This is a genomic window from Arthrobacter sp. Y3224198, assembly GCF_059090025.1.
Genome location: NZ_JBNHFG010000011.1, coordinates 41,400 through 67,452, shown reverse-complemented (window position 1 = coordinate 67,452; position 26,053 = coordinate 41,400). Strand labels below are relative to the sequence as shown.

Sequence of the window (26,053 nt, the reverse complement as noted above, 5' to 3'; positions counted from 1 at the left end):
CGGCACCTCAGCGGGCAGCGGCAGGCCGGGTGGCACGATAGAAGCGATGAAGATTTTATTGCGGCCGAAGAAGCCGGGTGTGCCGCCCATGCCACTCTGGCTGCAGGGAACGTTCGAACTGGGGCAGGCGGCCGTGCTCTCGGCGCTGGTCGTGCTCGTTCCGCTGGTGGGGGTCTGGTTCGCCAACGGGTTCAGCTCTCTGGACTTCACGTCCCTGGCCCGGCTGAGCGGGCAGGCCTGGCTGCTGATCCACGGCGTGCCGCTGACCCTGAGCTTCCCGGCCGGGGAACTCGGCCCCGGCCCCGCTTCGGGCCTGCTCAACTTCTTTCCGCTGGGCCTGACATTGATCCCGTTCTTCCTGTCCTGGCGTGCCGGCCGCCGGCTGGCCAGGGCGTCGTACACGGATCAGCTGTGGCAGGCCCTGCTGGGTGCCCTGGGTGCCTATGCGCTGCTCGGCGCGGCGGCGGCCTACTTCTGCAGCACGGACGGCGTGCGGATCTCCGTCACCGCCGGCGCGCTGCTGCCCCTGATCGCCGCCGGCGCCGGGCTGATAGTGGGCGCACGGATCGAGGCCGGGTCCTGGGTCCGGCTGATCGGCATGGACCTCACCGACTGGATTGCCCGCACCAGCCAGCACTCGCGCTGGGCCGGCTCCTACGTGTGGGCCGCGCTGCGTGCCGGGGTGGTGGGGATTGTCGCGGCGCTGGGCCTGTCCTCGCTGCTGCTCGTGGCGGCGCTGGTGATGAACTGGGCGCAGATCGTCTCCGTCTACGAGCGGCTCGACGCCGGCGCCCTGGGCGGTACGGTGCTCACCGTCGTCGAACTGGGCCTGCTGCCCAACTTTGTGGTGTGGACGCTCGGCTGGGCCTCCGGCGCGGGATTCGCCCTGGGCACCGGCAGCCTCATCAGCCCGCTGGAAACCACGGTGGGCCCGCTGCCGGCCCTCCCGGTCCTGGCCGCCCTGCCCAACGGGGGCATGGAGTACGGCTACGTGGCGCTGCTGATCCCGGTGGCCGCCGGGATCCTGGCCGGCTGGTGGTTCCTGCGCGAGGGGGAGAACCACTTCGACGAATGGCTCTCCATCAAGATCCGGGCCCGCTGGTTCACCGCCCCGGTATCCACGCTGGTGCTGGGCGCGATCGTGGGCCTGGTTTCCGGCGTGCTGGCCGCCGGAGCGGCCTGGCTGTCCATGGGATCACTGGGCATCGGCCGGTTTGTCCACCTGGGCCCCGATCCGCTGTGGCTGGGACTGTGGGTTGCCGCGGAAGTGGGAATCGGCGTCGTCGTTGGTTACGCCGTGGGCCCGTGGCTGGAACGCGAAGACCGCAAAGCCCGGAAGGCCTAGCGCAGCTGCTGGAACGGCAGGTACCCGTCCTGGCAGGTCTCCACGGCGTCCAGCGTCAGGGCGGAGCGCATGCAGGTTTCGTATTCCGCGGTGTCGTTCCAGAGGGCCACCATGCCGGCCAGCCCGATGGTGGTGAACACGGTCATGAGCAGGCCCAGGGACACGAGCACGGGCCATGCCGCACCCATCCGGCGCCGGGCCAGCTTCACCAGGGCGATGATGCCCACCACGAGGGCGGCAAGCCCCAGAGCCAGGGGCAGGAGCTTCCACGGCAGCACCAGACCGCTGCTGAGCATCGTGGCCAATGCCAACAGCCAGAAAATGCGCACGTAGCGCATCGCGTTCTTCCGCTGCTCTTCGGTGGGTGCGGGGCGGCCGCCCGGCTGTGACAGGGTCTGGGTGTTGTGCTGCGCGCCGTCGTTCATGGGTTTAACCCTAGGCGACGCGGCACCCTATGGTTGACGCATGCGCATCGTAGTCCTCGTGTCCGGTACCGGATCCAACCTTCAGGCCGTGCTCGACGCCGTCCGCGACGGCCGCCTCGACCTGGAGATTGCCGCCGTCGGGTCCGACCGCCCCGGCACGTACGGGGTGCAGCGCGCCGCTGACGCCGGCTATGAGACTTTTGTGGTGCCGTTCCGGGACTTTGCGGTCCGCTCGGACTGGAACCGCGCACTCACGGATGCTGTTGCGGCCTACCAGCCGGACCTGGTGCTCTCCTCCGGGTTCATGCGCATTGTGGACGAAGACTTCATCAACGCCTTCAACGGGCGCTACCTCAACACCCACCCGGCCCTGCTGCCCTCCTTCCCCGGAGCGCACGGGGTCCGCGACGCCCTGGCCTACGGGGTGAAGGTCACCGGCTGCACGGTCCACTGGGCCGACGCCGGCGTGGACACCGGCCCGATCCTGGCCCAAGCTGCCGTGGAGGTGCTGGACGGCGACACCGAGGAGAGCCTGCACGAACGGATCAAGGTGCAGGAACGGCGTCTGCTGATTGAAACCCTGGACCGGCTCAGCCGTACCGGGTCCGGGTCCTAAACTCGGTTCCTAAAGGCGGGTCCTAACCGCGGTTCCTAAACGCGCGGGGGAGTCCGCAGGCGGAATCACTCCAGCGGCGCGCCGCGGGTTTCCGGGGCGAAGCGCGCCATCCAGAGCACGGCAAGCAGCACCAGCCCGCCGGCCAGCGCAAAGGACACCGCCAGTCCCAGGGTGGGCCAGAGCACCGAAACGAACAGCAGCGGCCCCAGGCCCGCCCCTACCCGGGAGACGGTGGATGCCCAGCCGAACCCGCTGCCGCGCAGTTCCGTGGGGTAAAGCTCGGATACGTAGGCGTACAGCACCGGGATGGCCACCTGCACCACAAACCCGTACACCAGCAGCCAGACAGTGGCCGCGGTGGGAAGGTCCACCACCAGCGCCACCACTACCAGGATGCCGGCGGACAGCGGACCCGTGACCGCCAGGATCCATTTCCGCCCAACTTTTTCCACCAGCAGCGCGGCGGCAATAACACCCAGCAGGCCCACGGCGGCCATGCCCGAGGTGGTCAGGAACGCCCGGTAGTCTTCGAATCCGGCGTCCACCAGGATCTTCGGCATCCACTGCAGCGCCAGGTAATAGACCAGCAGGATGCTCAGGAACAGCGACCACGCGGTGATGGTGGTTTTGCTGCTGAACCGCCACAGGTCCGTGAGCTGGGTGGCCATGGTGCGCAGGGAAAGCTTGGTCGGGGCCTCGGGTTCGGGCAACCGCCAGTCGGTTTCCGTACCGCCGGTGCGGCGGATCAGGTCATTGATGACGGCGGCGGCTTCCTCCGGGCGGCCCTTGCTGACCAGGTAGAGCGGGGATTCGGGCACGGAGCGGCGTACCCAGAACACCAGCAGGGCCGGGACCACCATCACCAGCATGGTGTACCGCCAATCGGCAAACACGGCCATGATGGCCGCCGACGTAACGCCGCACAGGGCGGCACCCACCGGCCACCAGCCGTCCATCCCGGTCAGCACCCGGCCGCGCTGCTTCTTCGGGGTGAATTCGCCCACCAGGGCGTAGTCCACCGGCACGCAGCCGCCCAACCCGAAGCCGGCCATGAACCGGAAGATGCAGAACCAGACAATGTCCGGGGAGAAAGCGCCCAGGACGGTGAACAGGGAGAAAACCAGCAGGGTGGCCGAGAACGCCCGCTTGCGGCCGATCGCATCGGCGATGGACCCCCAGACAAACGCGCCGATGGCCATGCCCAGCAGATTCGCGGTTCCGATCCAGGCGGCCTGCGCCGGGACCAGGTCCCATTCCTTTGACAACAGTGGAATCAGGACGCCGTTCAGTGTCACGTCCCAGGCGTCGAACATAAAGCCGAGGCCGCCGATGAGGAAGATCCGGCCCTGGACGTTCCACCGCCACGGCAGGTTCTGGACCACCTGGTCGCCGGTGGGCAGGGCATTGGTGATGGACATCTGGTCGGGGCCTTCCGGAGCAGGGCAGAAGATGAAGCAGAAGAGAGCGCTGTTTGCGTCGGGAAAACAGTACCGCGCGCAGGCGCATGCCTGTGGACAAAAGCGGAGGGACGCGCGGGAGCAGGAAGCATAGGGTCATGGCTGAATCCCAGCGGAGTGGAGGGCCGGCCCTTCCGGAGGCGGCACCCGGGCCGGTGTTCTCTGGGCCTGTGTTTTCCGTGGCCGAGGCACGGGCACGCGGGGTGACGCCGGCGGTTCTGCGGCGAAAGGAGTACGACGTCGCCGGGTACGGGTTGCGTGCTGTCCGCGGAGTGGATCCCTCCCTGCTGGAAATGGTCCGTCCGCTTGTGCCTGTTGGCGGCTCCACAGTGGCCAGCCACACCACCGCTGCCGCTCTGTGGGGGATGTGGCTGCCGGGACATCTGACGGACGGCCCGCTTCACCTGACCCGGCCGCTGCGGTTGTCACGGCCCAGGCGGCAGGGCGTCGTCGGGCATCAGGCTCCGCTGCTGCAGGAAGATGTAGTACGGATAGCCGGGATGCTCGTCACCTCACCGGCGTGGACGTGGTGTGACCTTGCGGCCATGCTCGGGGTCTCCGACCTGGTGGTGGCTGGAGACTCCGTGCTTCGACGGCCCGATGCGCCGTCGCGCGGCGGATACCTTCCCCGTCCCGACCCGCTGTGCCGGCTACAGGACCTGCAGGAGGTCCTGGACCGGAGGCGCGGCAGCCGGGGCCTTTCCACGGCGCGGGCCGCGGCAGGGCTGGTGCGGTTGGGCGTGGATTCAGCGCCGGAATCGAGGTTGCGGCTCCTCATCCGCTCCCTGGGCCTGCCGGAACCGGAGGTGAACCGGTGGATCATCGGTCCGGACGGACGGCCGCTGTCCCGGCCGGACCTGCAGTATCCGGTGCTGCGGATTGCCCTCGAATACGAAGGGGAGCACCACCTGCGGGATCCGGACCAATGGCACCGCGACATCGAGCGCGATGAAAGGCTCCGGCAACTGGGATGGATAGTGCTGCGCTTCAGCAAAAAGCACCTTCGGCCCGAAAACCGGGCGGCAACGGAGGAACGGATCCGCAGCACGTTGCGTGCGCGGGGCTGGTTTCCCGGCCGCGTTATGTGATGCTCGCCGGCCCGGGGCCTAGAGCGGGGCTGGTTTCCCGGCCGCGTCGTGTGACTCCGACGCACGAATGGAGCGGGGCGGACGCAACGAGCGGGGCGGTCCGAATCGAGAAGGCACGAATTACCGAAATTCGGGCCAAAAACGGTAAATCGTGCCTTCTCGAGGAGCAAAGCGGTAAATCGTGCCCTTTCGATCCGTGGATTGGTAATTTGTGCCCTTTCGATTCCACCCGCGACCCCGCTGGCGCCGCATTCGGCTCGGAGACACGTTGTTACACCGCCACACGGGCTGCCGGCAGCGGGAAGGCTTAAGCTTTTCGGAGGCCGCACGGCCTTTGCACGCCCTTCACCGACCATTTTGGAGAGTCAGCTGTGAGCAACCCCGTCCTTGACCGTGTTCCTATCCGCCGGGCCTTGATCTCGGTCTACAACAAGACCGGGCTGACGGAACTGGCGCAGGGCCTCTCAGCCGCCGGCGTCAGCATTGTGTCCACGGGCTCCACCGCCAAGCAGATTGCCGCTGCCGGCGTCGAGGTAACCGAAGTTTCCGAGGTGACGGGCTTCGCCGAGTGCCTCGACGGGCGGGTCAAGACGCTGCACCCGCGGGTGCACGCCGGGATCCTTGCTGACCGCCGCCGCGAGGACCACGTGGCCCAGCTCGAGGAAATGGAAATCGAGCCGTTCGACCTGGTGGTGGTGAACCTTTATCCCTTCGTGGAAACCGTGCGCTCCGGCGCCGGGCAGGACGAAGTGGTGGAGCAGATCGACATCGGCGGTCCCTCCATGGTCCGCGCCGCCGCCAAGAACCACCCCTCGGTGGCTGTGGTGGTGGACCCGGACAAGTACTCCGACGTGGTGACGGCCGCGGCCGAAGGCGGCTTCGACCTGGCCCAGCGACGCCGGCTGGCCGCCGAAGCGTTCGCCCACACCGCCGCCTATGACAACGCGGTAGCCACCTGGACCGCCGAGCAGTTCGGCGACGGCACCGAAGAAGGCACCAAATGGCCGGCCTACACCGGGCTGGCACTGGAACGCGCCGAGGTGCTGCGCTACGGCGAAAACCCGCACCAGGACGCTGCCCTCTATGTGGACAAGGGTGCCCGGCCCGGTGTCGCCCAGGCGGACCAGCTGCACGGCAAGGCCATGTCCTACAACAACTACGTGGACGCCGACGCCGCCCTGCGCGCCGCATTCGACTTCGATGAGCCGGCCGTCGCCGTCGTCAAGCACGCCAATCCCTGCGGCATTGCGGTGGCCTCGCCCGGCGCCGCCGATCCCATTGCCGACGCCCACGCCAAGGCGCATGCCTGCGATCCGGTGTCCGCTTTCGGCGGCGTCATTGCCGCCAACCGCACGGTCACCGCGGGAATGGCCGAAACCGTCAAGGACATCTTCACCGAGGTCGTGATCGCCCCGGACTTCGAGCCGGAAGCGGTGGAGATCCTCAGCGCCAAAAAGAACATCCGCCTGCTCGCCCTGCCGGACGGGTACGGCCGCAATGCCGCCGAATTCCGGCAGGTGTCCGGCGGTGTGCTGGTGCAGAAGGCGGACACCCTGCAGGCGGAGGGCGACGACCCGGCAAACTGGACGCTGGCGGCGGGGGAGCCTGCCGATGAGGCGACCCTGGCCGACCTGGCTTTCGCCTGGGCAGCCGTCCGTGCGGCGAAGTCCAATGCCATCCTGCTCGCCCGGGACGGCGCGTCCGTGGGCGTGGGCATGGGCCAGGTGAACCGGGTGGACTCCTGCCGGCTCGCCGTCGAACGCGCAAACACACTGGGCACGGAAGGCGAGGACCGCGTACGCGGTTCCGTGGCGGCGTCGGACGCGTTCTTCCCCTTCGCGGACGGGCTGCAGATCCTGATCGACGCCGGTGTGCGGGCGGTGGTGCAGCCCGGCGGGTCCATCCGGGACAACGAGGTCATTGAGGCGGCGGCGGCCGCCGGCGTCACCATGTACTTCACCGGAGCACGGCACTTCTTCCACTGACGCATACGCGTGTGTGCACCCCGAAACCGCGGGGCCGGGCAGGTAATGCAAGGCCCCGCGGTTTAGGGCGGCGATAGTGGGCTGTGGCATAGTTGGAGTCAAATACAAGCCAAAAAGACGGGTTCCGTCATGCCACAAGACATGCTCCGGTGCCCACCAACACACTAGGAGAACGTGTGGCCGAGAAAATCAAGGTTGTGGGCTCTGTTGTAGAGCTCGACGGCGATGAGATGACCCGTATCATCTGGCAGTTCATCAAGGACCGCCTGATCAACCCGTACCTGGACGTCGACCTGAAGTACTACGACCTGTCCATCCAGAACCGCGACGCGACCGATGACCAGGTCACCATTGACGCTGCCAACGCCATCAAGGAACACGGCGTGGGCGTCAAGTGCGCCACCATCACCCCCGACGAAGCACGCGTCGAGGAATTCGGCCTGAAGAAGATGTGGGTCTCCCCGAACGGCACCATCCGCAACATCCTGGGCGGCGTGGTCTTCCGCGAGCCGATCATCATCTCCAACATCCCGCGCCTGGTCCCGGGCTGGAACAAGCCGATCATCATCGGCCGCCACGCCCACGGCGACCAGTACAAGGCCACCAACTTCAAGGTTCCCGGCGCCGGCACCCTGACGCTGACCTACACGCCTGCCGACGGCAGCGAAGAAATCAAGCAGCAGGTTGTTACGTACAACGAAGATGGCGGCGTCGCCATGGGTATGTACAACTTCAACGATTCCATCAAGGACTTCGCCCGCGCTTCCTTCGCCTACGGCCTGCAGCGCAACTACCCGGTGTACCTCTCCACCAAGAACACGATCCTGAAGGCCTACGATGGCCAGTTCAAGGATCTGTTCCAGGAAGTCTTCGACGCCGAGTTCAAGGACCAGTTCGAAGCAGCCGGCCTCACCTATGAGCACCGCCTGATCGATGACATGGTTGCCTCCGCTATGAAGTGGGAAGGCGGCTACGTCTGGGCCTGCAAGAACTACGACGGCGACGTCCAGTCCGACACCGTTGCACAGGGCTTCGGCTCGCTGGGCCTGATGACCTCGGTCCTCATGACCCCGGACGGCAAGACGGTTGAAGCCGAAGCCGCCCACGGCACGGTGACCCGCCACTACCGCCAGCACCAGCAGGGCAAGCCCACCTCCACCAACCCGATCGCTTCGATCTTCGCGTGGACCCGTGGCCTGATGCACCGCGGCAAGCTGGACAACACCCCCGAGGTCATCAACTTCGCCGAGACCCTTGAAGACGTAGTCATCAAGACGGTCGAATCCGGCAAGATGACCAAGGACCTGGCACTGCTGGTCGGCCCCGAGCAGCCGTACCTGACCACCGAAGAGTTCCTCGCCGCACTGGACGAGAACCTCAAGGCCCGTCTTGGCTCGGAGGTCGCAGCCTAACCGCTGCCACTGCAACGACGGCGCGCTGTCCCTTCCGGGGCGGCGCGCCGTCGTCGTTTAAGGACGTTGTTGCCGTCCGGGACCAAGATGAAGGGTCCGCGTAACAAATAGCGCCGGGCAGACCGCGGTGCCACCATGTGGGGATGTCGAACTCCACCACTGCGCCGGCAACGGCCGGCACCGCTGCCGAAGAGCGAAGCGCCCGCATAGCGGTGACCGTCTTTCCGCTCCTGATCGTTGCCGGGGGACTGGTGGCGCTGTTCTTCCCCGCCCCTTTCACAGGCCTCTCCGGCTTTATCAATCCCGGCCTGATGCTGATTATGTTCGGGATGGGACTGACGCTCACCCTGCCGGACTTCGCCTTGGTGGCCCGGCAGCCGCTGCCCGTCCTGCTGGGCGTGGTGGCGCAGTACGTGATCATGCCGCTGCTGGGCTTCGGCATCGCCTGGGCCCTGGGGCTGAGCCCGGAACTGGCCGCCGGGGTGATCCTGGTGGGCTGCGCGCCGGGCGGCACCGCCTCGAACGTGGTGACCTACCTGGCCCGCGGCAATGTGGCGCTCTCGGTGGCCATGACCTCCGTGTCCACACTGCTGGCACCGCTGCTGACGCCCCTGCTGGCCCTCTGGCTGGCAGGGCGGTACATGGCCGTGGACGCCGGAAACATGGCGTGGTCCATTGTCCAGATTGTGCTGATTCCGGTGATCCTGGGGCTGGTGATCCGGTACCTGGTGCCTCGCCTGGTGGACCGGGTGCTGCCGGTGCTGCCGTGGATCTCGGTCCTCGCCATCACCTTTGTGGTGATCGCGGTGGTCTCCGGCAGCTCGGAGGCAATCTTCACCGCAGGTTGGCTGATCCTGCTGGCCGTGGTGCTGCACAACGCCCTGGGTCTGAGCCTGGGGTATGGCGCCGCCAAGCTGCTCCGGCAGCCGGTGCCGTCGCGGCGGACCATGGCGATTGAAGTGGGTATGCAGAATTCCGGCCTGGCCGCAGGGCTGGCGAAGCAGTATTTCGCGCCCGAAGCTGCCCTTCCCGCCGCGGTGTTTTCCGTGTGGCACAACGTTTCCGGTGCCGTAATGGCGGCCATCTGGCAGCGCCGGCCCACCTCCTGACGTATCAGGAACGGAAAAAAGCGCAGTGCCCGGGCGGATGCCCGGGCACTGCGCTTTTCCTCAGTAGGTTCTACACCCCGGGCTAAATGCCCGCGCCCTGGTCGCCCGAGGACGAGGGCCCCGATGAGGAGGACTGCCCGGAGCCGGAGCCGCCGGAGCCCGAACCTCCGGATCCCATGCCGCCGGAGCCCGAACCTCCGGATCCCATGCCGCCGGAAGACCCGGAGCCGCCGCTGGTCTGGCTGAACGAGCCGCTGCCGGAGCCCGAGCCGCCGGACGAAACCGAGGCCGGCTCCGACGTCGACTGGCCGGAAATGGTTTCGCCGCCCTTGTAGGCCGCAGCCACTTCGATCTTGCGCGGCTTGGAGCGTTCGCTCACCGGGATAAAGACGCTGAGCACGCCGTTTTCGTACTTCGCCGAGATGGCGTCAATGTCGATTCCCTGCCCCAGATTCAGCTGCCGCAGGAAACTGCCGCTTTCCCGCTCCCGGGTCAGCCAGTTGACTCCCTCGGTGGCATGGATGGTGCGCTCGGCGCGGATGGTCAGCAGCTGGCCGTCCACGTCCACATCCACCGAGCCCGGATCGATGCCGGGAAGGTCGGCGTTCAGGATGTAGTGGTCGCCCTCGCGGTACAGGTCAATGGGCATCAGCCGTAGCCGTTGCCGGGGGTCCAGCAGCGCGCCGGCCACCCGGTCGAGTTCGCGGAAAGGATCAAACTTCATCGCCATTGTCATCAACTCCTCTTGCGCCGGCGCCCGCCGGGCACCGGTGGTGTTGGAATGCCGGTTGTTGGAAAAGGGCCGATAAAGGTTGAGCTGGAGGCGCTCAACGATGGAAATTACGCTAGCACTCGTCATTAGTGAGTGCTAGATCACAGCAAGGATTTCCGGACGGGACCGATGCTTTTCCGGCTGCGCCCCGTTCAGACTGCCCAGGTGTGTACGGGCTCATTGCTGTGCATGTTCTCCCAGTACAGCCGGGAGAGTTCCACCAGTGCCGCAGGCCGGCTGAGTCCGGCCGCTTCAAGGCGGCGCAGTGTGGCGATTTGCCAGGCCGCGCCGTTCTGCTCGGTGCGTGTGCGTTCGGCGAGCACGTTGAGATAGCGGTCAATGAGGGAAGCATCCACCTTCAGCTCCCGCAGTCCCGCAGCGGCCTGCGGAATCAGGTGCCGGAGGATCAGCTCGGCCACGGGGATTTCTCCGAAGCCCGGCCAGTACACCGTCGCTTCCAGCCCGTACCGGGCGCAGGCGAGGAAATTGTCCGAGGCCGTCTTGAAGGCCACCCGGCTCCACAACGGCCGGTCGGCGGTGCGGATGTATTCCACCAAGCCGTAGTAGAAGGCGGCGTTGGCCACCACATCCAGGACCGAGGGGCCCGCGGGCAGGACCCGGTTTTCGAGCCGGAGGTTGGGGGTGCCGTTGCCCGGATCGTAGATGGGGCGGTTCCACCGGTAGACGGTGCCGTTGTGCAGCCGCAGTTCCGGCAGCAGCGGAGCGCCGAAGGGCGTGGTTTCGCCGCCGTTGCCTGACAGCTCGGGCAGCAGGGCCGGGAAGAAGCGGACGTTCTCCTCGAACAGGTCGAAGATGGATGTGATCCACCGTTCCCCGAACCAGACCCGGGGACGGACACCCTGGTTGCGCATTTCCGGCGGACGGGTGTCGATGGCCTGTTTGAACAGTTCAATCCGGGTTTCGTGCCAAAGCAGGTGCTCCATGAACACCGGCGAGTTGGCCCCAAGGGCAACCTGGGGTGCGGCAATCATCTGCGCGGCGTTCCAGGCCGGGGCAAACTGGTCCGGGGAGACCTCCAGATGCAGCTGGACCGAGGTGCAGGCGGCTTCGGGGGCAATGTTCTGGGCATAGAAGGACAGCGGCTCGGGCCCGGAGAGGTCCAGCAGCACGTCTTCGCCGCGCGCCTGCAGCACAGAGGTGTTCAGTGCGGCGTAGCGGCGGCCGCTGCTAAGCCACTCCCAGCCGTCCATAAAGCCGGGAGTGAGCGTGGGCAGGATGCCGACCATCATGATGTCGGCGGCCTCCTGCTCGGCCCGCCGGTCGGCGCGGTTCAGCTGCATCCGCAGGCTGTCCTCAAGCTCCTTCAAACCGAACTGTCCCACGGACATGGCCGGATGGTTCATCTCGATATTGAAGGCGCCGATTTCCGTCTGGAAGGCCGGATCGGCAATCCGCCCGAGGACAGCCTGGTTGCGCAGGGCAGGCGAGAAGTCACGGTTGGTCAGGTTCAGCTCAAGTTCCAGTCCGATGCTGGCCGTGTCCGCAAACTGTGCCGTGGACAGGAAATGGGCAAAATGATCAAGGTTCTCCAGCAGGCGCTGCCGGTATGCCGTTCGCTGCGCCCGGCTGAAGGTCCTGCTTGTGACTTCAGCACCCATGGCCGCTACTTCTTTTTCAGGCCCTCGTAGACATTGATGGGGCGCTGCAGTTCGCCGTGCTGGGCTCCCATCACTATGACGGCACCGGAGAGCGCAGGAATGCTCCACTGGAGGATCTTCAACTGGCGCTGGGCGCTTTTGAGCTCGTCCGAGGCGCCGGCCCGGGGCTCCGTGGCACCCTGGCTGCCCTGTTCAGCGAGCTTCTCCACCTTGCCGCCCAGCAGGCCGGAATACAGGGTTACTGCCGCAGCGATTGCAGTTACTGCGGTCTTGTAGATGGTCAGGCGGCCAACGCCCTCCTGTTCGGCGACACGGGTCTTATTGTCACCGATGAGGGCCAGGCCGGCCAGGAAATGCATGCCGATGGCGGCGGCTTGGACAGGCGCCCACTTCTTCCAGCCCAGCGCGGAAAGCCGGGTCCGTTCGGTGGGATCTTTTGCCTCGGCAGTTGCGCCGTTCAGGCCGACGGCGCCCATCAGGGAGCCGCCAAACCAGGCTGCGGCGGTGAGGTCGTGGACAGAGCGGGTCAGGGTTGCGGCCAATGTAGTGCTCCTGTGGGTTGTAGGTGCAAAAAAGACAACCACGCGCAGTAAGCATTAGCAAGGGCACTTATGATTCTAACACGCTAGGAATCGATAACTAAGTGTGCTTAGTATTGGTTCACCGGTACATCCGATCTTGATCAGTAGTTGGAATGACGAAAGAGAGCGATGATGACAGAGAATTACAGCCCGCGCGACGGAAGCCATGCGGCAAATCCGGCCGGAGGCAGCAATGATTCGGGCGCCGCATCGGCAAAGGCCGACGCCGCCAAGCAGCAGGCCGGTGACCTTGCCCAGCAGGCCAAGGGGAACGCCGCCCAGGTGGCGGACACCGCCAAGTCCGAGGCCGCCGAGGTTGCATCCGAAGTCAAAACCAATGCCAAGGACCTCTTCACCCAGGCTCGTTCAGACCTGACGGAACAGGCAGGTGCCCAGCAGCAGAAGGTGGCGGAGGGGCTGCGCTCCGTTGCCGATGAACTGCATTCCATGGCGCAGTCCGGTCAGTCCGGCGTCGCCACCGACCTCGTCGGCGAAGCCGCAAGCCGTGCCTCCTCCGTGGCCACTTGGCTGGACGGACGGGACCCGGGCTCGCTGCTTGATGAAGTGAAGGGCTTCGCCCGCCAGCGTCCCATGGCCTTCCTTGCCATCGCGGCAGGTGCAGGCTTCCTTGCCGGCCGCTTGAACAAGAGCCTCAGCGCCGGCCGGCCGGCCGAGGGCACGGCGACGGCGGGTTCCAGCGGACAGCACGTCGCACCCCCGGTGCCGCAGGCCCCGGCCACACAGCCGACGGTGGGCACCGGAACCACCGGAGCCACCGGTCCGGCCGCCGGGACGACGGGTGTGGATGATCCGTTCGGCACCGAGCCGGTCCGCCAGGCCGGCGCCGGCCCCGCCTCTTCGCAGACCCTGCCGCCAAGCCCTTCCACAGAGATCCCGGCAGCTGATCCCTACAGCGGTGGTCGGCACTGATGAGTACCGAAATGCCTCCCACCCCCGGACAGGCCAAGGCGGAATCCACGTCCCTGGGCGATCTGCTCGGGCAGGTGACGCAGGACATGTCCACCCTCATGCGCCAGGAAGTGGAGCTGGCCAAGGTCGAGCTGAAACAGTCGGCGTCCCGCGCGGGAAAGGGCGCGGGAATGTTCGGCGGAGCAGCTGTCGCCGGGTACTTTGTGCTCCTCTTCCTTTCGGTGGCTCTGTGGTACGCACTGGGCACCACCGTCATCGGCTTCGGCTGGTCCGCAGTGATCGTGGCCGTTATCTGGGCCATCATTGCCGCCGTTCTGGCAGCACGCGGACGCTCTGAAATGAAGAAGATCAAGGGCATGCCGCAAACGGCCGAAACCCTGCAGGAAATTCCCCCGACCATGAAACCAAGCGAGGAAACACGATGAGTGAAAACCCTGATGAGATCCGCGCCGATATCGAAGCGACCCGCAGGCGCCTGGGAACCAACGTTGACGCCGTCGCGGACAAGGTAACTCCCTCCCACATTGTCCAGCGCCAGACGGACAAGATGCGGGACAAGGTTTTCGGAGTGAAGGACAAGGTGATGGGTGTGGCGGATTCAGTAGGCAACAGCGCGTCAAACGCCGGCAGCAGCGTTTCCGGCAGCGTTTCGGACAGCGTGTCCGCAGCCGGTTCGGCGGTGCAGGATGCTCCGGGCCGTCTGGTGGACAAGGCACAGGGCAACCCGATGGCGGCCGGGCTGATTGCCTTCGGCGCCGGGCTGCTGGCTGCTTCCATCTTCCCGGCCAGCCAGAAGGAACGCCTCGCGGCCGACAACATCAAGACCGCAGCCCAGCCGATGACCGATGAGCTGGCAGGCGCAGCCAAGGAAATGGCGCAGGGACTCAAGGAGCCGGCCCAGGAAGCGATGGAAAACATCAAGTCCACCGCTACCGAGGCCGCGCAGAACGTGAAGTCCGAGGGCCAGGCAGCGGCGTCGGACGTCAAGGAATCTGCAACCGACGCTCCGCAGAACATCCGGAACGCCTAAGGGCATTCGGAACCAAAACAACGACGGCGGTGCCGCACCCGGCCAGGGTGCGGCACCGCCGTCGTGTTAAGGCGTTGCTGACGCAGTCGGGCAGAATCAGCGGAGAGAAATCAGCGGGGGAGGGCCGCTTCGTCATTGCTGTACAGCACGCCCATCTGTGCCCGCGCGGCGTCGAAGAGCCGCATGGTGCGCAGGGAATCTGCCCAGGTCATGGTGGGACTTTCCACCAGCCCGGACTGGATGCAGCGGGTGACTTCGCGCAGCTCGTAGGTATAGCCGTTGCCGACCTGCGGGAAACGCTCCACCCGTGCCTCTCCCATATGCGGAACCACGGTGATTTCCACCGGGTTGTGCAGCGGGGAACCCGTGCGCAGCCAGCCCTTGGTGCCGGAGATAACCGCCGTGCGCGGGCAGGAGGAGACCAGCGAAGAGGTCAGCTGCGCGAGGGCGCCGGAGGCGTAACCCAGGGTGAGGGCGTTCTGCGTATCCACGCCGTCGGCGTTGAGGCTGCCGACCGCATGCACCGTCTCGGGGTAACCGAGGGCGCCCAGGGCGAAGGTGAGCGGGTAGACCGTCAGGTCCAGCAGCGCCCCGCCGCCGGCCGCCGGATCCCAGAGCCGGCTGCCCGGATCGTAGGGGGCCGGGAAGCCGAGGTCCGCCTGGACCCAGTTGATCTCGCCCAGCTCGCCGGAGGCCACCAGTTCCCAGACCCGGTTGATGCAGGGCAGGAAGCGGGTCCAGACCGCTTCCATCAGGAACAGGTTGCGGCTGCGGGCCAGTTCAATGAGCTCCTCCGCCTCGCGGGCGTTGATGGTCATGGACTTCTCGCAGAGCACGTGTTTGCCGGCTTCGAGGGCCCGCCGGGCGATGGCGTAGTGCTGGGCGTGCGGCGAGGCGATGTAGACCACGTCTACGTCGCCGTCGGCAAACAGCCGGTCGTACCCCGCGACGCCCTCGTCGTCGTAGTAGCTGCGGGCGAAACCGAAACGGTTGGCAAAGTCTTCTGCGGAGCCCTGCCGGCGGGAACTGACTGCCTGCAGCACTGCATCTTCGAGCCGGGCAATGTCTTCGGTGACACGCTCGGCGATGTTGCCGGTGGCGACGACGCCCCAGCGCAGGGTACGGCCGGTGGACTGGACCGGACTGGGGGCGCCCGCCTGCACGCACGGCGGGGTGGGGATGTGTTGAAGGTCGGTCATGGTCCTCGTCTTCCGCGTCGTTGGGGGAGTACCCCCACTTTATGGGTGCCCGGTCCCGGAGCCTAGGCCCGGCAACCAAGCAGCTTCAGGAATCGGGCCCCACCGGAACAGCCCGGGTCCCCCACGAAGGGGAACCCGGGCTGTTCCGCCGCGAGGGGCGGATTACTTCAGCAGGCCGTGGGTGCTACTTGACCAGCTTGGAGAGCGTGGGATCGTTGGCGTAGGCCTCGGCAGCGTTTGCCTTGGTCACAATGACCGGCTCCAGCAGGTACGCCGGAACAACCTTGTTGCCGTTGTCGTAGCTCTCGTCGTCGTTGATTTCGATCTCTTCACCGGCGGCCAGGTCCTTGACCATCTCGATGCTGTGGTTCACCAGGTTGGGGGTGTCCTTGTTGATCGTGGAGTACTGCTTGCCTTCCATGATCAGCTTCACGGACTCAACCTCGGAGTCCTGGCCGGTGATGACAGGCAGCGGCTTGCCGGCAGCCTCGATGGAGGTCAGCGCGGCACGGGCCAGCGTGTCATTGGGGGAGAGGACGCCGTCCAGCTCCGCGGAGGCGTAGTTGGCCGAAAGCAGGGTGTCCATGCGCTTCTGGGCGTTTTCGGCCGTCCAGCCCTGGGTAACTACCTGGTTGAACTCGGTCTGGCCCGAGACCACGTTGAGGTTTCCGGATTCGATCTCCGGCTTCAGCACGTCCATGGCGCCGTCGAAGAAGACCTGCGCGTTGGCATCATCCGGGGAACCGGCGATCAGCTCGACGTTGTAGGGGCCCTCGGGCTTCTTTTCCTTCAGCCCGTCCAGCAGGGCCTGGCCCTGCAGCTGGCCGACCTTGAAGTTGTCGTAGGCCACGTAGTAGTCCACGTTCTCGGTGTTGGTCAGCAGGCGGTCATACGCGATGACGGTGATGCCGGCATCCTTGGCATCCTGCAGCTGGGAGCCGAGCTGGCTGCCGTCGATGGCGCCGACAATCAGGACCTCGACGCCGTTGGTGATCATGGAGCTGATCTGGTTCTGCTGTTCGGACACGCCGCCGTTGGCGAACTGCACCTGGCCTTCGAAGCCGGCTTCCTTGAGGCCGTCGTTGAACAGGGATTCCGCGAGGACCCAGTTTTCGGAGGTCTTCTGCGGCAGTGCGACGCCGATTGCGGCGCCTTCACCGAAACCGGATTCGGACTCGGAGGAGGTTTCCTCCGCGCGGCCGCAGGCGGACAGCGACAGTGCTGCGACCGTTGCGACAACGGCGAAGGACTTTGCGAATTTACGCATGGTGTTCTCTTTCTTGATAGCGGGGGTGTAAGTGGAGCGGGTCAGTGGAACGTTCAGGCGTCAGTGGAGATGACGGTTTTGGTGCCGGTGGGCATTTCCGGGGTGGCGTCGACGACGGCGGGAGCCGGCTTCGGCTTGTTGCCGCCGAAGTTGCGCATCAGCAGGCCGGTGATGGAGGGCTTCCCCTGGGTCTTGTTGTAGACATCCAGTGCTACGGCGAGCAGCAGGACCAGGCCCTTGATCATGGAAGTCAGATCCGCGCCTACGCCCAGCAGCTGCAGGCCGTTGTTCAGCACGGCCATCACCAGGCCGCCCACAATGGAGCCCACCACGGTGCCGACGCCGCCCGAGACGGCAGCCCCGCCGATGAAGACAGCGGCGATGGCGTCCAGTTCCCAGCTGGTGCCGTCGAACGGACCCGAAGCGGTGGAGCGGGCCACGAAGATCATGCCGGCCAGGGCAGCCAGGATGGACATGTTCATCATGACCATGAAGTTGACCTTTTTGCCCTGCACGCCGGAGAGCTCGGCTGCGTGCCGGTTGCCGCCCACGGCGTAGACGTGGCGGCCCAGGATGGTCTTGTTGGAGATGAAGCCATAGAACAGGACCAGCACGCCGAGGATGATGCCGGAGACCGGGAAGGACGTGCCGGGACGGCCCGTGGCGAAGAGGTACGTGGCGTAGAGGATGACGGCGCAGAGCAGGCCGATCTTGACCACGGGTACCCAGGCCGGCGGGTTGACGGTGCCCAGCTTGGCGTTGCGGGCGCGCTTGCGCATTTCACCGTAGATCACCGCGGCGCACAGGATCAGGCCGAGCAGCAGGGTGAGGTTGTTGTAGCCGGTGTCCGGGCCAATCTCCGGAAGGTAGCCGGCACCGATGAACCGGAACTCGGAGGGCACCGGTACGGTGTTGGACTGGCCGACCCACTGGTTCGCACCGCGGAAAATCAGCATGCCCGCCAGGGTCACGATAAAGGCCGGAATTCCGACGTAGGCGACCCACAGGCCCTGCCAGGCGCCGATCGCGGCACCCACCAGCAGGCCCAGCACGATGCCGGCGTACCAGGGCAGTCCCCAGTCCCGCATGGCGACCGCGACGACGATGCCGGAGAAGGCGGCCACGGAGCCGACGGAGAGGTCGATGTGGCCGGCAATGATCACGAAGACCATGCCCACGGCGAGGATCAGGATGTAGGAGTTGCCGTTGAACAGGTTGATCATGTTCGTGGACGTGAGTGTCTTGCCCCCGGTGAGGAACTGGAACAGGACAACGAGGATGCCCAGGGCGAAAATCATCCCGAATTGGCGGCCGTTGCCGCCCAGGAGCTGCTTGATGGCGTTCATGAAAGGGTTCCTTGTGCGGCGTAGGTTTTCTTGGCGGGTGAGGTCATGAGCCTCATGAGGCTCTCCTGGTCGGCTTCGCCCTTGGAGAGTTCTCCGGTGATGGCACCTTCGAAGATGGTGTAAATCCGGTCTGACAGGCCCAGCAGTTCGGGCAGCTCCGAGGAGATCACGATGACTCCCTTGCCCTGGTTGGCCAGCTGCTGGATGATCCCGTAGATCTCGTACTTGGCGCCCACGTCGATGCCGCGGGTGGGTTCGTCCAGGATCAGCAGGTCCGGGTCGGTGAACATCCACTTGGCCAGGACAACCTTCTGCTGGTTGCCGCCGGACAGCTTGGACACACCTTCGTCCACGGTCGGCGCCTTGGTGCGCAGGCTCTTTCGGTACTCTTCGGCGTGGCGGAACTCGGCGTCGTCGTCCACCACCAGGCCGTGCGTGATCTTCTTCAGGTCCGCGGAGACGGTGGTGGCCTTGATGTCATCCAGCAGGTTCAGGCCAAGGGTCTTGCGGTCCTCGGTCACGTAGGCCAAACCGTGGTTAATAGCGGAATGCACGTTCTTGAGCGTGATTTCCTTGCCGTCCTTGATGATCTGGCCGGAGATGAAGTTGCCGTAGGAGCGGCCGAAGATGGAACGGGCCAGCTCGGTACGCCCGGCTCCCATGAGTCCGGCGAACCCGACGATTTCGCCGCGCCGGACGTGGAAGTCGGAGCCCTTGCAGACCAGGCGGTCCGCGACGGCCGGGTGGCCCACGGTCCAGCCGCGGACCTCGAAGAAGGTTTCGCCGATGTTCGGGGTGTGGTCCGGGAAGCGGGACTCCAGTGAGCGTCCCACCATGCCGCGGATGATGCGGTCTTCGTCGGCGCCTTCGGCGGCGACGTCGATGCTCTCCACTGAGCGGCCGTCACGGATGATCGTGATGGAGTCGGCGATCTGCTCGATTTCGTTGAGCTTGTGCGAAATCATGATGCAGGAGATGCCCTTGTCGCGCAGCCCGGACATCAGGCCCAGCAGGTGCTGGGAATCGGTTTCGTTGAGCGCTGCGGTCGGCTCGTCCAGGATGAGCAGCTTCACGCTCTTGCTCAGGGCCTTGGCGATTTCCACCAGCTGCTGCTTGCCCACGCCCAGGTCCTTGATGGGGGTGGTGGGGTCTTCCTTCAGCCCCACGCGCTCCATCAGGTCCAGAGTGTCGAAGTTGACCTTGTCCCAGTCGATGACGCCGAACCGGGTGGGTTCGTTGCCCAGGAAGATGTTTTCCGCGATGGACAGTTCCGGGATCAGTGCCAGTTCCTGGTGGATGATCACGATTCCGGCGGCTTCGCTGGACCGGATATCGCGGAACTGGACGGTTTCACCCTGGAAAACAATGTCGCCGGTATACGTGCCGTGCGGGTACACACCGGACAGGACCTTCATCAGGGTGGACTTGCCGGCGCCGTTTTCACCGCAGATGGCGTGGATCTCTCCCGCACGGACCTTCAAGGACACATCCGAGAGCGCTTTGACTCCCGGGAATTCCTTGGTGATGGAGTGCATTTCCAGGATGAACGGGCTAGCCGACATGCGCGTTGTCCCCGCTGTCGGGGCAGTACGCGCTGTGCGCGTGGACTGCGGGAGCTGCTGCTGCTCGCATGAGTGCCTCCATGTGACCTCTTTGTCGTGACATGGCCCACAGGGTGAGCCGATAACGAAGTTAACAGGGTCACAGGCACTGTCGTCAAGTCTTGAACGCAAAGCCCCGGTTTTCCGCCACTTTTCCGAACGGCACCGCTTCGGAAGCCCGCCAGCAGGGGGGAGCTACCGGGCTGTGGCGCCCTGCTCCTGCAGCACAAGCGCCGCAGCACCGAGGGCTTCGGCGCGGTCGCCGAGGGAGGACATCTGCACTGCGGAGGTCTCATCCACCAGGGGGACCGCATGCCGCAGGAGTCCCCGGCGGATGGGGTCAAGGAAACAGTCCCCGAGATCGGTCAGGGAGCCGCCGATGATGATGGTCTCCGGGTTCAGGGTGTTGGCCAGGTTCGCTGCTGCACGGCCCACCGCTACCCCGGCGTCGTCAATGACCCGCAGGGTGGCCGGGTCCTTGGCGGCGGCCCGGTCAATGATGTCCGCGGTGGTCACGGCGCCCTGGGAGGCGCGGCTGAGCAGCTCGATCATGGTCGAGGTTGAAGCGATGGTTTCCAGGCAGCCGCGGTTGCCGCAACGGCAGATGACGCCCTGGTCGAAAATGGTGGCGTGGCCGATCTCCCCGGTGATGCCCACGTGGCCGTAGTACAGCGAGCCGTTGATGATCAGACCGGCGCCGATCCCCGAGGCCACCTTGATGAAAATCAGGTTCCCCGTGCCGCCGTGCGGACCCCAGGTCACTTCGGCCAGCGCGCCCAGGTTGGCGTCGTTGTCGATGAACACGGGCATGCCGAGCCGTTCGGCGAGGTCCTCGCGCATGTTGATGCCCACCCATTCGGGCAGGATGGCGCCCTGCACCACGGTGCCGGTCCGCCGGTCGATGGGGCCCGGGATCCCGACGCCGGCGCCCAGCACGGCATTGCGGCCCACACCCTGCCGGCGGAGCAGCTTGGCCAGCAGTGCGGCCGCGGCATCCATTCCCTCGGCCGCGGTGTGGCCCAGCGGAAGCTGGACGGACTCCTCCTGCAGGATCCGGTAGCCCAGGGAGGCCAGCACCACCCGCACGTGGCGCCGTCCGATGTCGATGCCGGCCGCCACGGCACCCGTGTCATTGAGCCGGACCGAGTGGGCCCGCCGTCCCGAACTGGTGGTGGGTTCGGTGATCACCAGCCGGTCCTCGTGCATCACCTTGACGATGTTGGAGACGGTGGCGCTGGAGAGCCCGGTGGTGCGCGCCAGTTCGGCCTGGGTCTGCGGTCCGGCCAGCAGCGCCGAGACGATGCGCTGGCGGTTCCGTTCGCGCAGAGCGCTCTGGGAACCGGGTTTGGAGCTTTCGGGACCCGTGGTCGGGACAGTCCTCAACGTTGAGGGAGGGTCGGCTGGCATGAATTAAGAGTGCTACATCACACTCTTGCCGTCAAGAATTGAACGCAAGGTCAGGGCTGGGTAGCCAGCGCCTCGCGGTGCGCCGCTGCCGTGCGCCGGTAGTTTTCCGCATTGGCCTGCACCGATGCAAACTCCTCATCCGTCAGTGTGCGGCGCACCTTGGCCGGCATCCCGGCCACGAGCGAGCGCGGCGGAACCACGGTGCCTTCCAGGACGAGCGCACCGGCGGCCACCAGCGACCCGGCTCCGATCACCGCGCCGTTCATGATGGTGGCGCTCATGCCGATCAGGCAGTCATCCTCCACGGTGCAGCCGTGGACCACCGCGTTGTGGCCGACACTGACCCGGTTCCCCACCGACGTCGGGAATCCGGGGTCCGCATGCAGCACCACGTTGTCCTGCAGGTTGGTGCCCTCGCCAACCCGGATGCTGTTGGAATCCCCGCGGACGCAGACGCCGTAGAACGCGCTGGAGTCCGGCCCCATCACTACGTCCCCGATCAGCGAGGCGGTGGGCGCAAGGAAAACACTGGGGTCAACGGAAGGGGCGGAGCCCCGCAGTTCAATGATGTGTGCCATGGCACCCAAGAGTAGTCCCGAACCCCTCCGGGGTCCGGGAAGGAACGGCTACGTGAAGACGATGGTGCGTTTGCCGTCCAGCAGTACCCGGTGCTCGGCGTGCCACTGCACTGCCTTGGACAGTGCCCGCCCCTCGACGTCGCTGCCCAGGGCGGCGAGCTGCGCGGCGGAGCGGGAGTGGTCCACCCGGATGACCTCCTGCTCGATGATCGGCCCCTCGTCCAGGTCCGCCGTGACGTAATGCGCGGTGGCGCCGATCAGTTTCACGCCGCGGGCGTGGGCCTGGTGGTAGGGCCGGGCGCCCTTGAAGGACGGCAGGAAGGAGTGGTGGATGTTGATGGCGCGTCCGGCCAGCTCGCTGCAGAGGCTGTCGCTGAGGATCTGCATGTACCGGGCCAGCACCACCAGTTCAATGTCCAGCTCCGCCATCAGCTCCCGCAGCCGGTCTTCGGCCTCCAGCTTGGTGTCGGGCGTGACCGGGATGTGGTGGAAGGGAACGCCGTAGAAATCCGCCAGCGATTCCAGCTCCCGGTGGTTGGACACGATGGCCGGGATCTCGATGGGCAGGGTCCCGGCCCGCTGCTGGAACAGCAGGTCATTGAGGCAGTGACCGGAGGTGGATGCCATGATCAGCGTGCGGACACGGCGGCCCGTCACGTGCAGCTCCCAGCTCATGGCAAACGCGTCCGCCACAGCCGCCAGCTCCGCGCGGACCTCGTTATAGGAGCGCGGCGACGTGAATTCCACCCGCATGAAAAAGGAGCCGGTTTCCGGGCTGCCGTACTGCGCGGACTCCGTGATGTTGCCCCCGGCGGCTACCAGCGAGGCGCTGACGGCGTGGACGATGCCCGGGCGGTCGGGGCAGGACAGCGTCAGTGTGTAGGTGGCGGTTTCCGGGCGGGGGCCGGCGTCTTCGGGAAGGCTGGGGATCAGGTGCGTCACCCTTGCTAGGTTACCGGTTAGGGCGCCCTGGCTTAGGGTTGGGCACATGGATGTGACGTTCCTGCCGCTTTCCGACAAAGACGAGGAAGAGCTTGTACGGTTCCTCACGACCAACAGGTTTCCGTACCACCGGATTACCGCGCCCTCGGAGGGCCTGGTGCGCCGGCTGCTGATCGAGGGCCGGTTCGACGGCGACGGGGTACGCACCTACTGGGTCTTCGGCGACAACCACCGTATGGGGCTGGTGATCCTGGAGGAACTGGACACCGACACCCCGGTCCTGGACCTTCGCCTGGTGGAGCGGTTCCGCGGCCGGGGGAACGCCGTGCCGGTGCTGAAGGCGCTGACCGCCAAGGTCTTTGAGGAATACCCCGGCGTCCACCGCTTTGCCGGCCGCACCCGCGAGGACAACATCGCGATGCGCAAGACCCTGCTGCGCTCCGGCTTCCTCAAGGAGGCCCATTACCGGGAGTCCTGGCCATTGGAGGACGGACGCCGGGTGGCCACGGTGGTGTACGCCATCCTGCGCCGGGACTTCGACCGCGGGGTAGTTACGCGTTTCGAGTGGGAAGAGCTGGAGCAACCCCGCTAGCCGTGACAGCAGCACCGGCGGCCTGCTCGCGGGCGGCAAGCAGCTGGACGGCCGCCAGCGCTGCTGCCCGTCCGGCCCGGGTGGCGCCCAGGGTGGAGGAAGACTCGCCGTAGCCCACCATCAGCAGCCGCGGTTCGCGCACCACCCGCACACCGTCCATCCGGATGCCGCCGCCGGGCTCGCGCAGGTGCAGCGGCGCAAGGTGGTCCAGGGCGGCACGGAAGCCGGTGGCCCACAGCACCGTGTCCACCTGCTCGGTGGAACCGTCGCTGAATACCGCCGCGTCCTCCCTCAGCGCGGACAGTGGTCCGCGGGACACCAGGACGCCGTCCTCGATGCCCCTGCGGTATTCCGGGGTCAGCGGCAGGCCGGTGGCCGAAACCACGCTCCGCGGCGGCAGACCGGCGCGGGTGCGTGCGCTGACCCGCGCTTCCACCGCCCGGCCCCACTCGGCGTCGAACGGGCGGCGGGTGAACTCCGGCGGGCGCCGCGTGGACCAGAGCGTCCGGACGCCGGCGCGGTCCAGCTGCAGCAGGAACTGCACTGCCGAGGTGCCCCCGCCCACCACGAGCACCCGCTGTCCGGCGAATTCGGCGACGCTGCGGAAGTCGCGGGTATGCAGCTGCCGTCCGCGGAAGAGTTCCCGGCCGGGGTAATAGGGCCAGTAGGGCCGGTCCCACGTTCCGGTGGCATTGATGACCGTCAGCCCCTGCCACGTCCGGCCGTCTGCCGCGTGCACGGCCAGCCGCCCGGCGTCGCCCTCCGTTACGGAGGCCACGGGTACCGGCCGGACGACGTCGAACCCGAACTGCTGTTCATAGCGTCCGTAATACCGGGTCACGACGGCGGAGGCAGGCTCCGCGGGGTCGGGCGAGCCCAGCGGCATGCCGGGCAGGTCATGCAGGGCGTGGGCGGCGCCGAAGGTCAGTGAATCCCAGCGGTGCCGCCACGCGCCGCCGGGCCCGGGGTTCGCGTCCAGGACGGTGAAGCCGCTCCCGGCGGCCAGGCCGCGCCGGCGCAGATGGAACGCGGCGCTGAGCCCGGCCTGTCCGGCCCCGATGACCACTACATCCGTCTGCACTGCTTCCGCTGCCTGCACTGCCTCACCGCCTTCACCGCTTCGCCCGGATTCCATTGAAGAACTCTAACCGTCCCCGGATGACGGCTATTCCTGCCGGCAGGGCCGCGGGGAGGCTAGGATGGGACAAGTCGCGACTGGCGTCGGGTGGGTTACCACCAGGGAGCGGCACGGCACCTCAGCCAACTGGGCGGAGGTGTTTGCACGACCACGGATCGCACGCCTGGGCCGCGGGTCACGTTGAGCTGTTTGCCATGCCCGGACCGGTTGTCATCCACGGTTTGCGGGCGTGCCGGACAGGTAGCCTGACCTATAGAGAACCCCGTCCCCAGGAGATCCACGTGAGAGTATCCACCCAGCCCGTCACCAACGCGCCCCTAGCGGATGTCGATCCCGAAATCGCGGCCGTCCTCCATGACGAGCTGTCCCGCCAGCGCAGCACGCTCGAAATGATTGCCTCGGAGAACTTCGCCCCGCGGGCAGTCCTGGAAACCCAGGGCTCCGTGCTCACCAACAAGTATGCCGAGGGGTACCCGGGACGCCGGTATTACGGCGGCTGCGAATACGTGGACGTGGCGGAGAACCTGGCCATCGACCGGGTGAAGGCGCTCTTCGGTGCCGAGTTCGCCAACGTCCAGCCGCACTCCGGCGCGCAGGCCAACGCCGCCGCGCTCGCCGCCCTGATGCAGCCGGGCGAAAAGCTGATGGGGCTGAACCTGGCCCACGGCGGGCACCTGACCCACGGCATGAAGCTGAACTTCTCCGGCAAGCTCTACGAGGTGGCCGCCTACGGGGTGGATGAGCAGAGCTACCGGGTGGACATGGACAAGGTACGGGAGCAGGCGCTCGCCGAACGTCCGCAGGTCATTGTCGCCGGCTGGTCCGCCTACCCCCGTCACCTGGACTTCGACGCGTTCCGGTCCATTGCAGACGAAGTGGGTGCCTACCTCTGGACGGACATGGCGCACTTCGCCGGCCTGGTGGCCGCCGGACTGCACCCGAACCCGGTGCCGGCGTCCGACGTCGTTACGTCCACCGTGCATAAGACCCTCGCCGGACCCCGCTCGGGCATGATCCTGGCCAAGCAGGACTACGCGAAGAAGCTCAACTCCGCGGTCTTCCCGGGCCAGCAGGGCGGCCCGCTGATGCACGTGATCGCGGCCAAGGCCGTGGCATTCAAGATCGCCGGATCCGAGGAATTCCGCGAACGGCAGGAGCGGGTGCTTGAGGGTGCCCGGATCATCGCGGACCGCCTGGCTGCCGCCGACGTCGCCGAACACGGCGTCTCCGTGCTGACCGGCGGCACCGACGTGCACCTGATCCTGGTGGACCTGCGGCACTCGGCGCTGGACGGCAAGCAGGCCGAAGACCTGCTGCACTCGGTGGGCATCACGGTGAACCGCAACTCCGTCCCGTTCGACCCGCGTCCGCCGATGGTCACCTCGGGGCTGCGGATCGGCACCCCGGCACTGGCCACCCGTGGTTTCGGTGCAGCCGAATTCACCGAAGTCGCCGAAATCATCGCCGCCGCGCTGAAGCCGGCCCCCGACGTCGACGCACTGCGCGCCCGGGTGGCCGCCCTGGCGGAGAACTTCCCGCTCTACCCCGGACAGGAGGAATGGTAACCATGGAGAAAGGAACCAACATGGAGGGCAGCGTGGCCAAGGCCGCCGT

At 66.4% G+C, this 26,053-nt stretch carries 23 protein-coding genes and 1 pseudogene; 11 read left to right on the top strand and 13 right to left on the bottom strand.

From position 1 onward, the window contains the following. The first annotated feature begins 46 nt into the window (after positions 1–46). Complete coding sequence (locus tag AC5RUF_RS08380; RefSeq protein ID WP_494130257.1) at positions 47–1,345, top strand: cell division protein PerM; 1,299 nt, start codon at positions 47–49, stop codon at positions 1,343–1,345. Here AC5RUF_RS08380 and AC5RUF_RS08375 read toward each other — a convergent pair. After that, positions 1,342–1,770, bottom strand: a complete 429-nt coding sequence (locus AC5RUF_RS08375; protein ID WP_493997846.1) for a hypothetical protein — start codon at positions 1,768–1,770, stop codon at positions 1,342–1,344. The genes AC5RUF_RS08380 and AC5RUF_RS08375 overlap by 4 nt on opposite strands. Before the next feature lie 40 nt (positions 1,771–1,810). On the opposite strand from AC5RUF_RS08375, the gene purN reads away from it, so the two are divergent. Next, positions 1,811–2,386, top strand: coding sequence for a phosphoribosylglycinamide formyltransferase (gene purN, locus AC5RUF_RS08370; RefSeq protein WP_493997847.1), 576 nt, complete (start codon positions 1,811–1,813; stop codon positions 2,384–2,386). A 65-nt stretch (positions 2,387–2,451) separates the two neighbouring features. Here the strand turns inward: purN and AC5RUF_RS08365 are convergent, their stop codons facing one another. Next, entirely contained in the window at positions 2,452–3,804 is a 1,353-nt protein-coding gene (locus AC5RUF_RS08365) for an MFS transporter (RefSeq protein WP_494130256.1), read from the bottom strand. Between the two features lie 137 nt (positions 3,805–3,941). Between AC5RUF_RS08365 and AC5RUF_RS08360 the strand changes: the two genes are divergently transcribed. The 4 genes from AC5RUF_RS08360 (at position 3,942) to AC5RUF_RS08345 (ending at position 9,437) form a co-directional block, all read left to right on the top strand. After that, positions 3,942–4,931 (top strand): endonuclease domain-containing protein, encoded by a 990-nt coding sequence (locus AC5RUF_RS08360; RefSeq protein ID WP_494130255.1) that lies wholly within the window; start codon positions 3,942–3,944, stop codon positions 4,929–4,931. Positions 4,932–5,302: 371 nt separating this feature from the next. Then, positions 5,303–6,916, top strand: a complete 1,614-nt coding sequence (gene purH / locus AC5RUF_RS08355) for a bifunctional phosphoribosylaminoimidazolecarboxamide formyltransferase/IMP cyclohydrolase (RefSeq protein ID WP_494130254.1) — start codon at positions 5,303–5,305, stop codon at positions 6,914–6,916. Positions 6,917–7,092: 176 nt separating this feature from the next. Then, positions 7,093–8,328 (top strand): NADP-dependent isocitrate dehydrogenase, encoded by a 1,236-nt coding sequence (locus tag AC5RUF_RS08350; RefSeq protein WP_494130253.1) that lies wholly within the window; start codon positions 7,093–7,095, stop codon positions 8,326–8,328. A gap of 143 nt (positions 8,329–8,471) precedes the next feature. Continuing rightward, complete coding sequence (locus AC5RUF_RS08345; RefSeq protein WP_494130252.1) at positions 8,472–9,437, top strand: bile acid:sodium symporter family protein; 966 nt, start codon at positions 8,472–8,474, stop codon at positions 9,435–9,437. Between the two features lie 292 nt (positions 9,438–9,729). Here AC5RUF_RS08345 and AC5RUF_RS08340 read toward each other — a convergent pair. From AC5RUF_RS08340 to AC5RUF_RS08330, 3 genes and pseudogenes are all read right to left on the bottom strand, one after another. Next, positions 9,730–10,167: pseudogene (locus tag AC5RUF_RS08340) on the bottom strand (Hsp20/alpha crystallin family protein); the annotation flags it as partial. Between the two features lie 194 nt (positions 10,168–10,361). After that, entirely contained in the window at positions 10,362–11,828 is a 1,467-nt protein-coding gene (locus AC5RUF_RS08335) for a glutamate-cysteine ligase family protein (RefSeq protein WP_494130251.1), read from the bottom strand. 5 nt (positions 11,829–11,833) lie between these two features. Further along, positions 11,834–12,370 (bottom strand): hypothetical protein, encoded by a 537-nt coding sequence (locus AC5RUF_RS08330; RefSeq protein ID WP_493996458.1) that lies wholly within the window; start codon positions 12,368–12,370, stop codon positions 11,834–11,836. A gap of 171 nt (positions 12,371–12,541) precedes the next feature. Here AC5RUF_RS08330 and AC5RUF_RS08325 point away from each other — a divergent pair, with 171 nt between their 5' ends. The 3 genes from AC5RUF_RS08325 to AC5RUF_RS08315 are packed head-to-tail and all read left to right on the top strand — an operon-like array spanning position 12,542 to position 14,369. Continuing rightward, entirely contained in the window at positions 12,542–13,339 is a 798-nt protein-coding gene (locus AC5RUF_RS08325) for a hypothetical protein (RefSeq protein ID WP_494130250.1), read from the top strand. Beyond that, entirely contained in the window at positions 13,339–13,764 is a 426-nt protein-coding gene (locus AC5RUF_RS08320) for a phage holin family protein (protein WP_494130249.1), read from the top strand. Before AC5RUF_RS08325 ends, AC5RUF_RS08320 begins: the two co-directional genes overlap by 1 nt. Next, positions 13,761–14,369: a DUF3618 domain-containing protein gene (locus tag AC5RUF_RS08315; protein ID WP_494130248.1), complete on the top strand. Its 609-nt coding sequence runs from the start codon at positions 13,761–13,763 to the stop codon at positions 14,367–14,369. Before AC5RUF_RS08320 ends, AC5RUF_RS08315 begins: the two co-directional genes overlap by 4 nt. Positions 14,370–14,479: 110 nt before the next feature. Here the strand turns inward: AC5RUF_RS08315 and AC5RUF_RS08310 are convergent, their stop codons facing one another. From AC5RUF_RS08310 to purU, 7 genes are all read right to left on the bottom strand, one after another. Further along, entirely contained in the window at positions 14,480–15,568 is a 1,089-nt protein-coding gene (locus AC5RUF_RS08310) for a Gfo/Idh/MocA family protein (RefSeq protein WP_493996462.1), read from the bottom strand. Positions 15,569–15,752: 184 nt separating this feature from the next. Beyond that, complete coding sequence (locus AC5RUF_RS08305) at positions 15,753–16,835, bottom strand: substrate-binding domain-containing protein (protein ID WP_494130247.1); 1,083 nt, start codon at positions 16,833–16,835, stop codon at positions 15,753–15,755. Positions 16,836–16,888: 53 nt separating this feature from the next. Next, the gene (mmsB, locus tag AC5RUF_RS08300; RefSeq protein ID WP_493996464.1) at positions 16,889–18,181 is read right to left on the bottom strand and encodes a multiple monosaccharide ABC transporter permease; all 1,293 of its coding nucleotides are present in this window, start codon (positions 18,179–18,181) and stop codon (positions 16,889–16,891) included. After that, positions 18,178–19,743, bottom strand: coding sequence for a multiple monosaccharide ABC transporter ATP-binding protein (mmsA, locus tag AC5RUF_RS08295; protein WP_493996465.1), 1,566 nt, complete (start codon positions 19,741–19,743; stop codon positions 18,178–18,180). The genes mmsB and mmsA overlap by 4 nt, the downstream gene beginning before the upstream one ends. A gap of 234 nt (positions 19,744–19,977) precedes the next feature. Beyond that, positions 19,978–21,189 (bottom strand): ROK family transcriptional regulator, encoded by a 1,212-nt coding sequence (locus AC5RUF_RS08290; RefSeq protein WP_494130246.1) that lies wholly within the window; start codon positions 21,187–21,189, stop codon positions 19,978–19,980. 50 nt (positions 21,190–21,239) lie between these two features. Continuing rightward, complete coding sequence (locus tag AC5RUF_RS08285; protein ID WP_493998334.1) at positions 21,240–21,767, bottom strand: gamma carbonic anhydrase family protein; 528 nt, start codon at positions 21,765–21,767, stop codon at positions 21,240–21,242. 48 nt (positions 21,768–21,815) lie between these two features. Then, entirely contained in the window at positions 21,816–22,709 is an 894-nt protein-coding gene (gene purU / locus AC5RUF_RS08280; RefSeq protein WP_493998333.1) for a formyltetrahydrofolate deformylase, read from the bottom strand. 46 nt (positions 22,710–22,755) lie between these two features. Here purU and AC5RUF_RS08275 point away from each other — a divergent pair, with 46 nt between their 5' ends. Next, positions 22,756–23,301: a GNAT family N-acetyltransferase gene (locus AC5RUF_RS08275; protein WP_493998332.1), complete on the top strand. Its 546-nt coding sequence runs from the start codon at positions 22,756–22,758 to the stop codon at positions 23,299–23,301. Here AC5RUF_RS08275 and AC5RUF_RS08270 read toward each other — a convergent pair. Next, positions 23,261–24,436 carry an NAD(P)-binding domain-containing protein gene (locus tag AC5RUF_RS08270; protein WP_494130245.1) on the bottom strand — a complete coding sequence of 392 codons (1,176 nt, stop codon included), beginning with the start codon at positions 24,434–24,436 and terminating at the stop codon, positions 23,261–23,263. The genes AC5RUF_RS08275 and AC5RUF_RS08270 overlap by 41 nt on opposite strands. A gap of 284 nt (positions 24,437–24,720) precedes the next feature. On the opposite strand from AC5RUF_RS08270, the gene glyA reads away from it, so the two are divergent. Beyond that, positions 24,721–26,004 (top strand): serine hydroxymethyltransferase, encoded by a 1,284-nt coding sequence (gene glyA / locus AC5RUF_RS08265; RefSeq protein ID WP_494130244.1) that lies wholly within the window; start codon positions 24,721–24,723, stop codon positions 26,002–26,004. Positions 26,005–26,053: the final 49 nt, after the last annotated feature.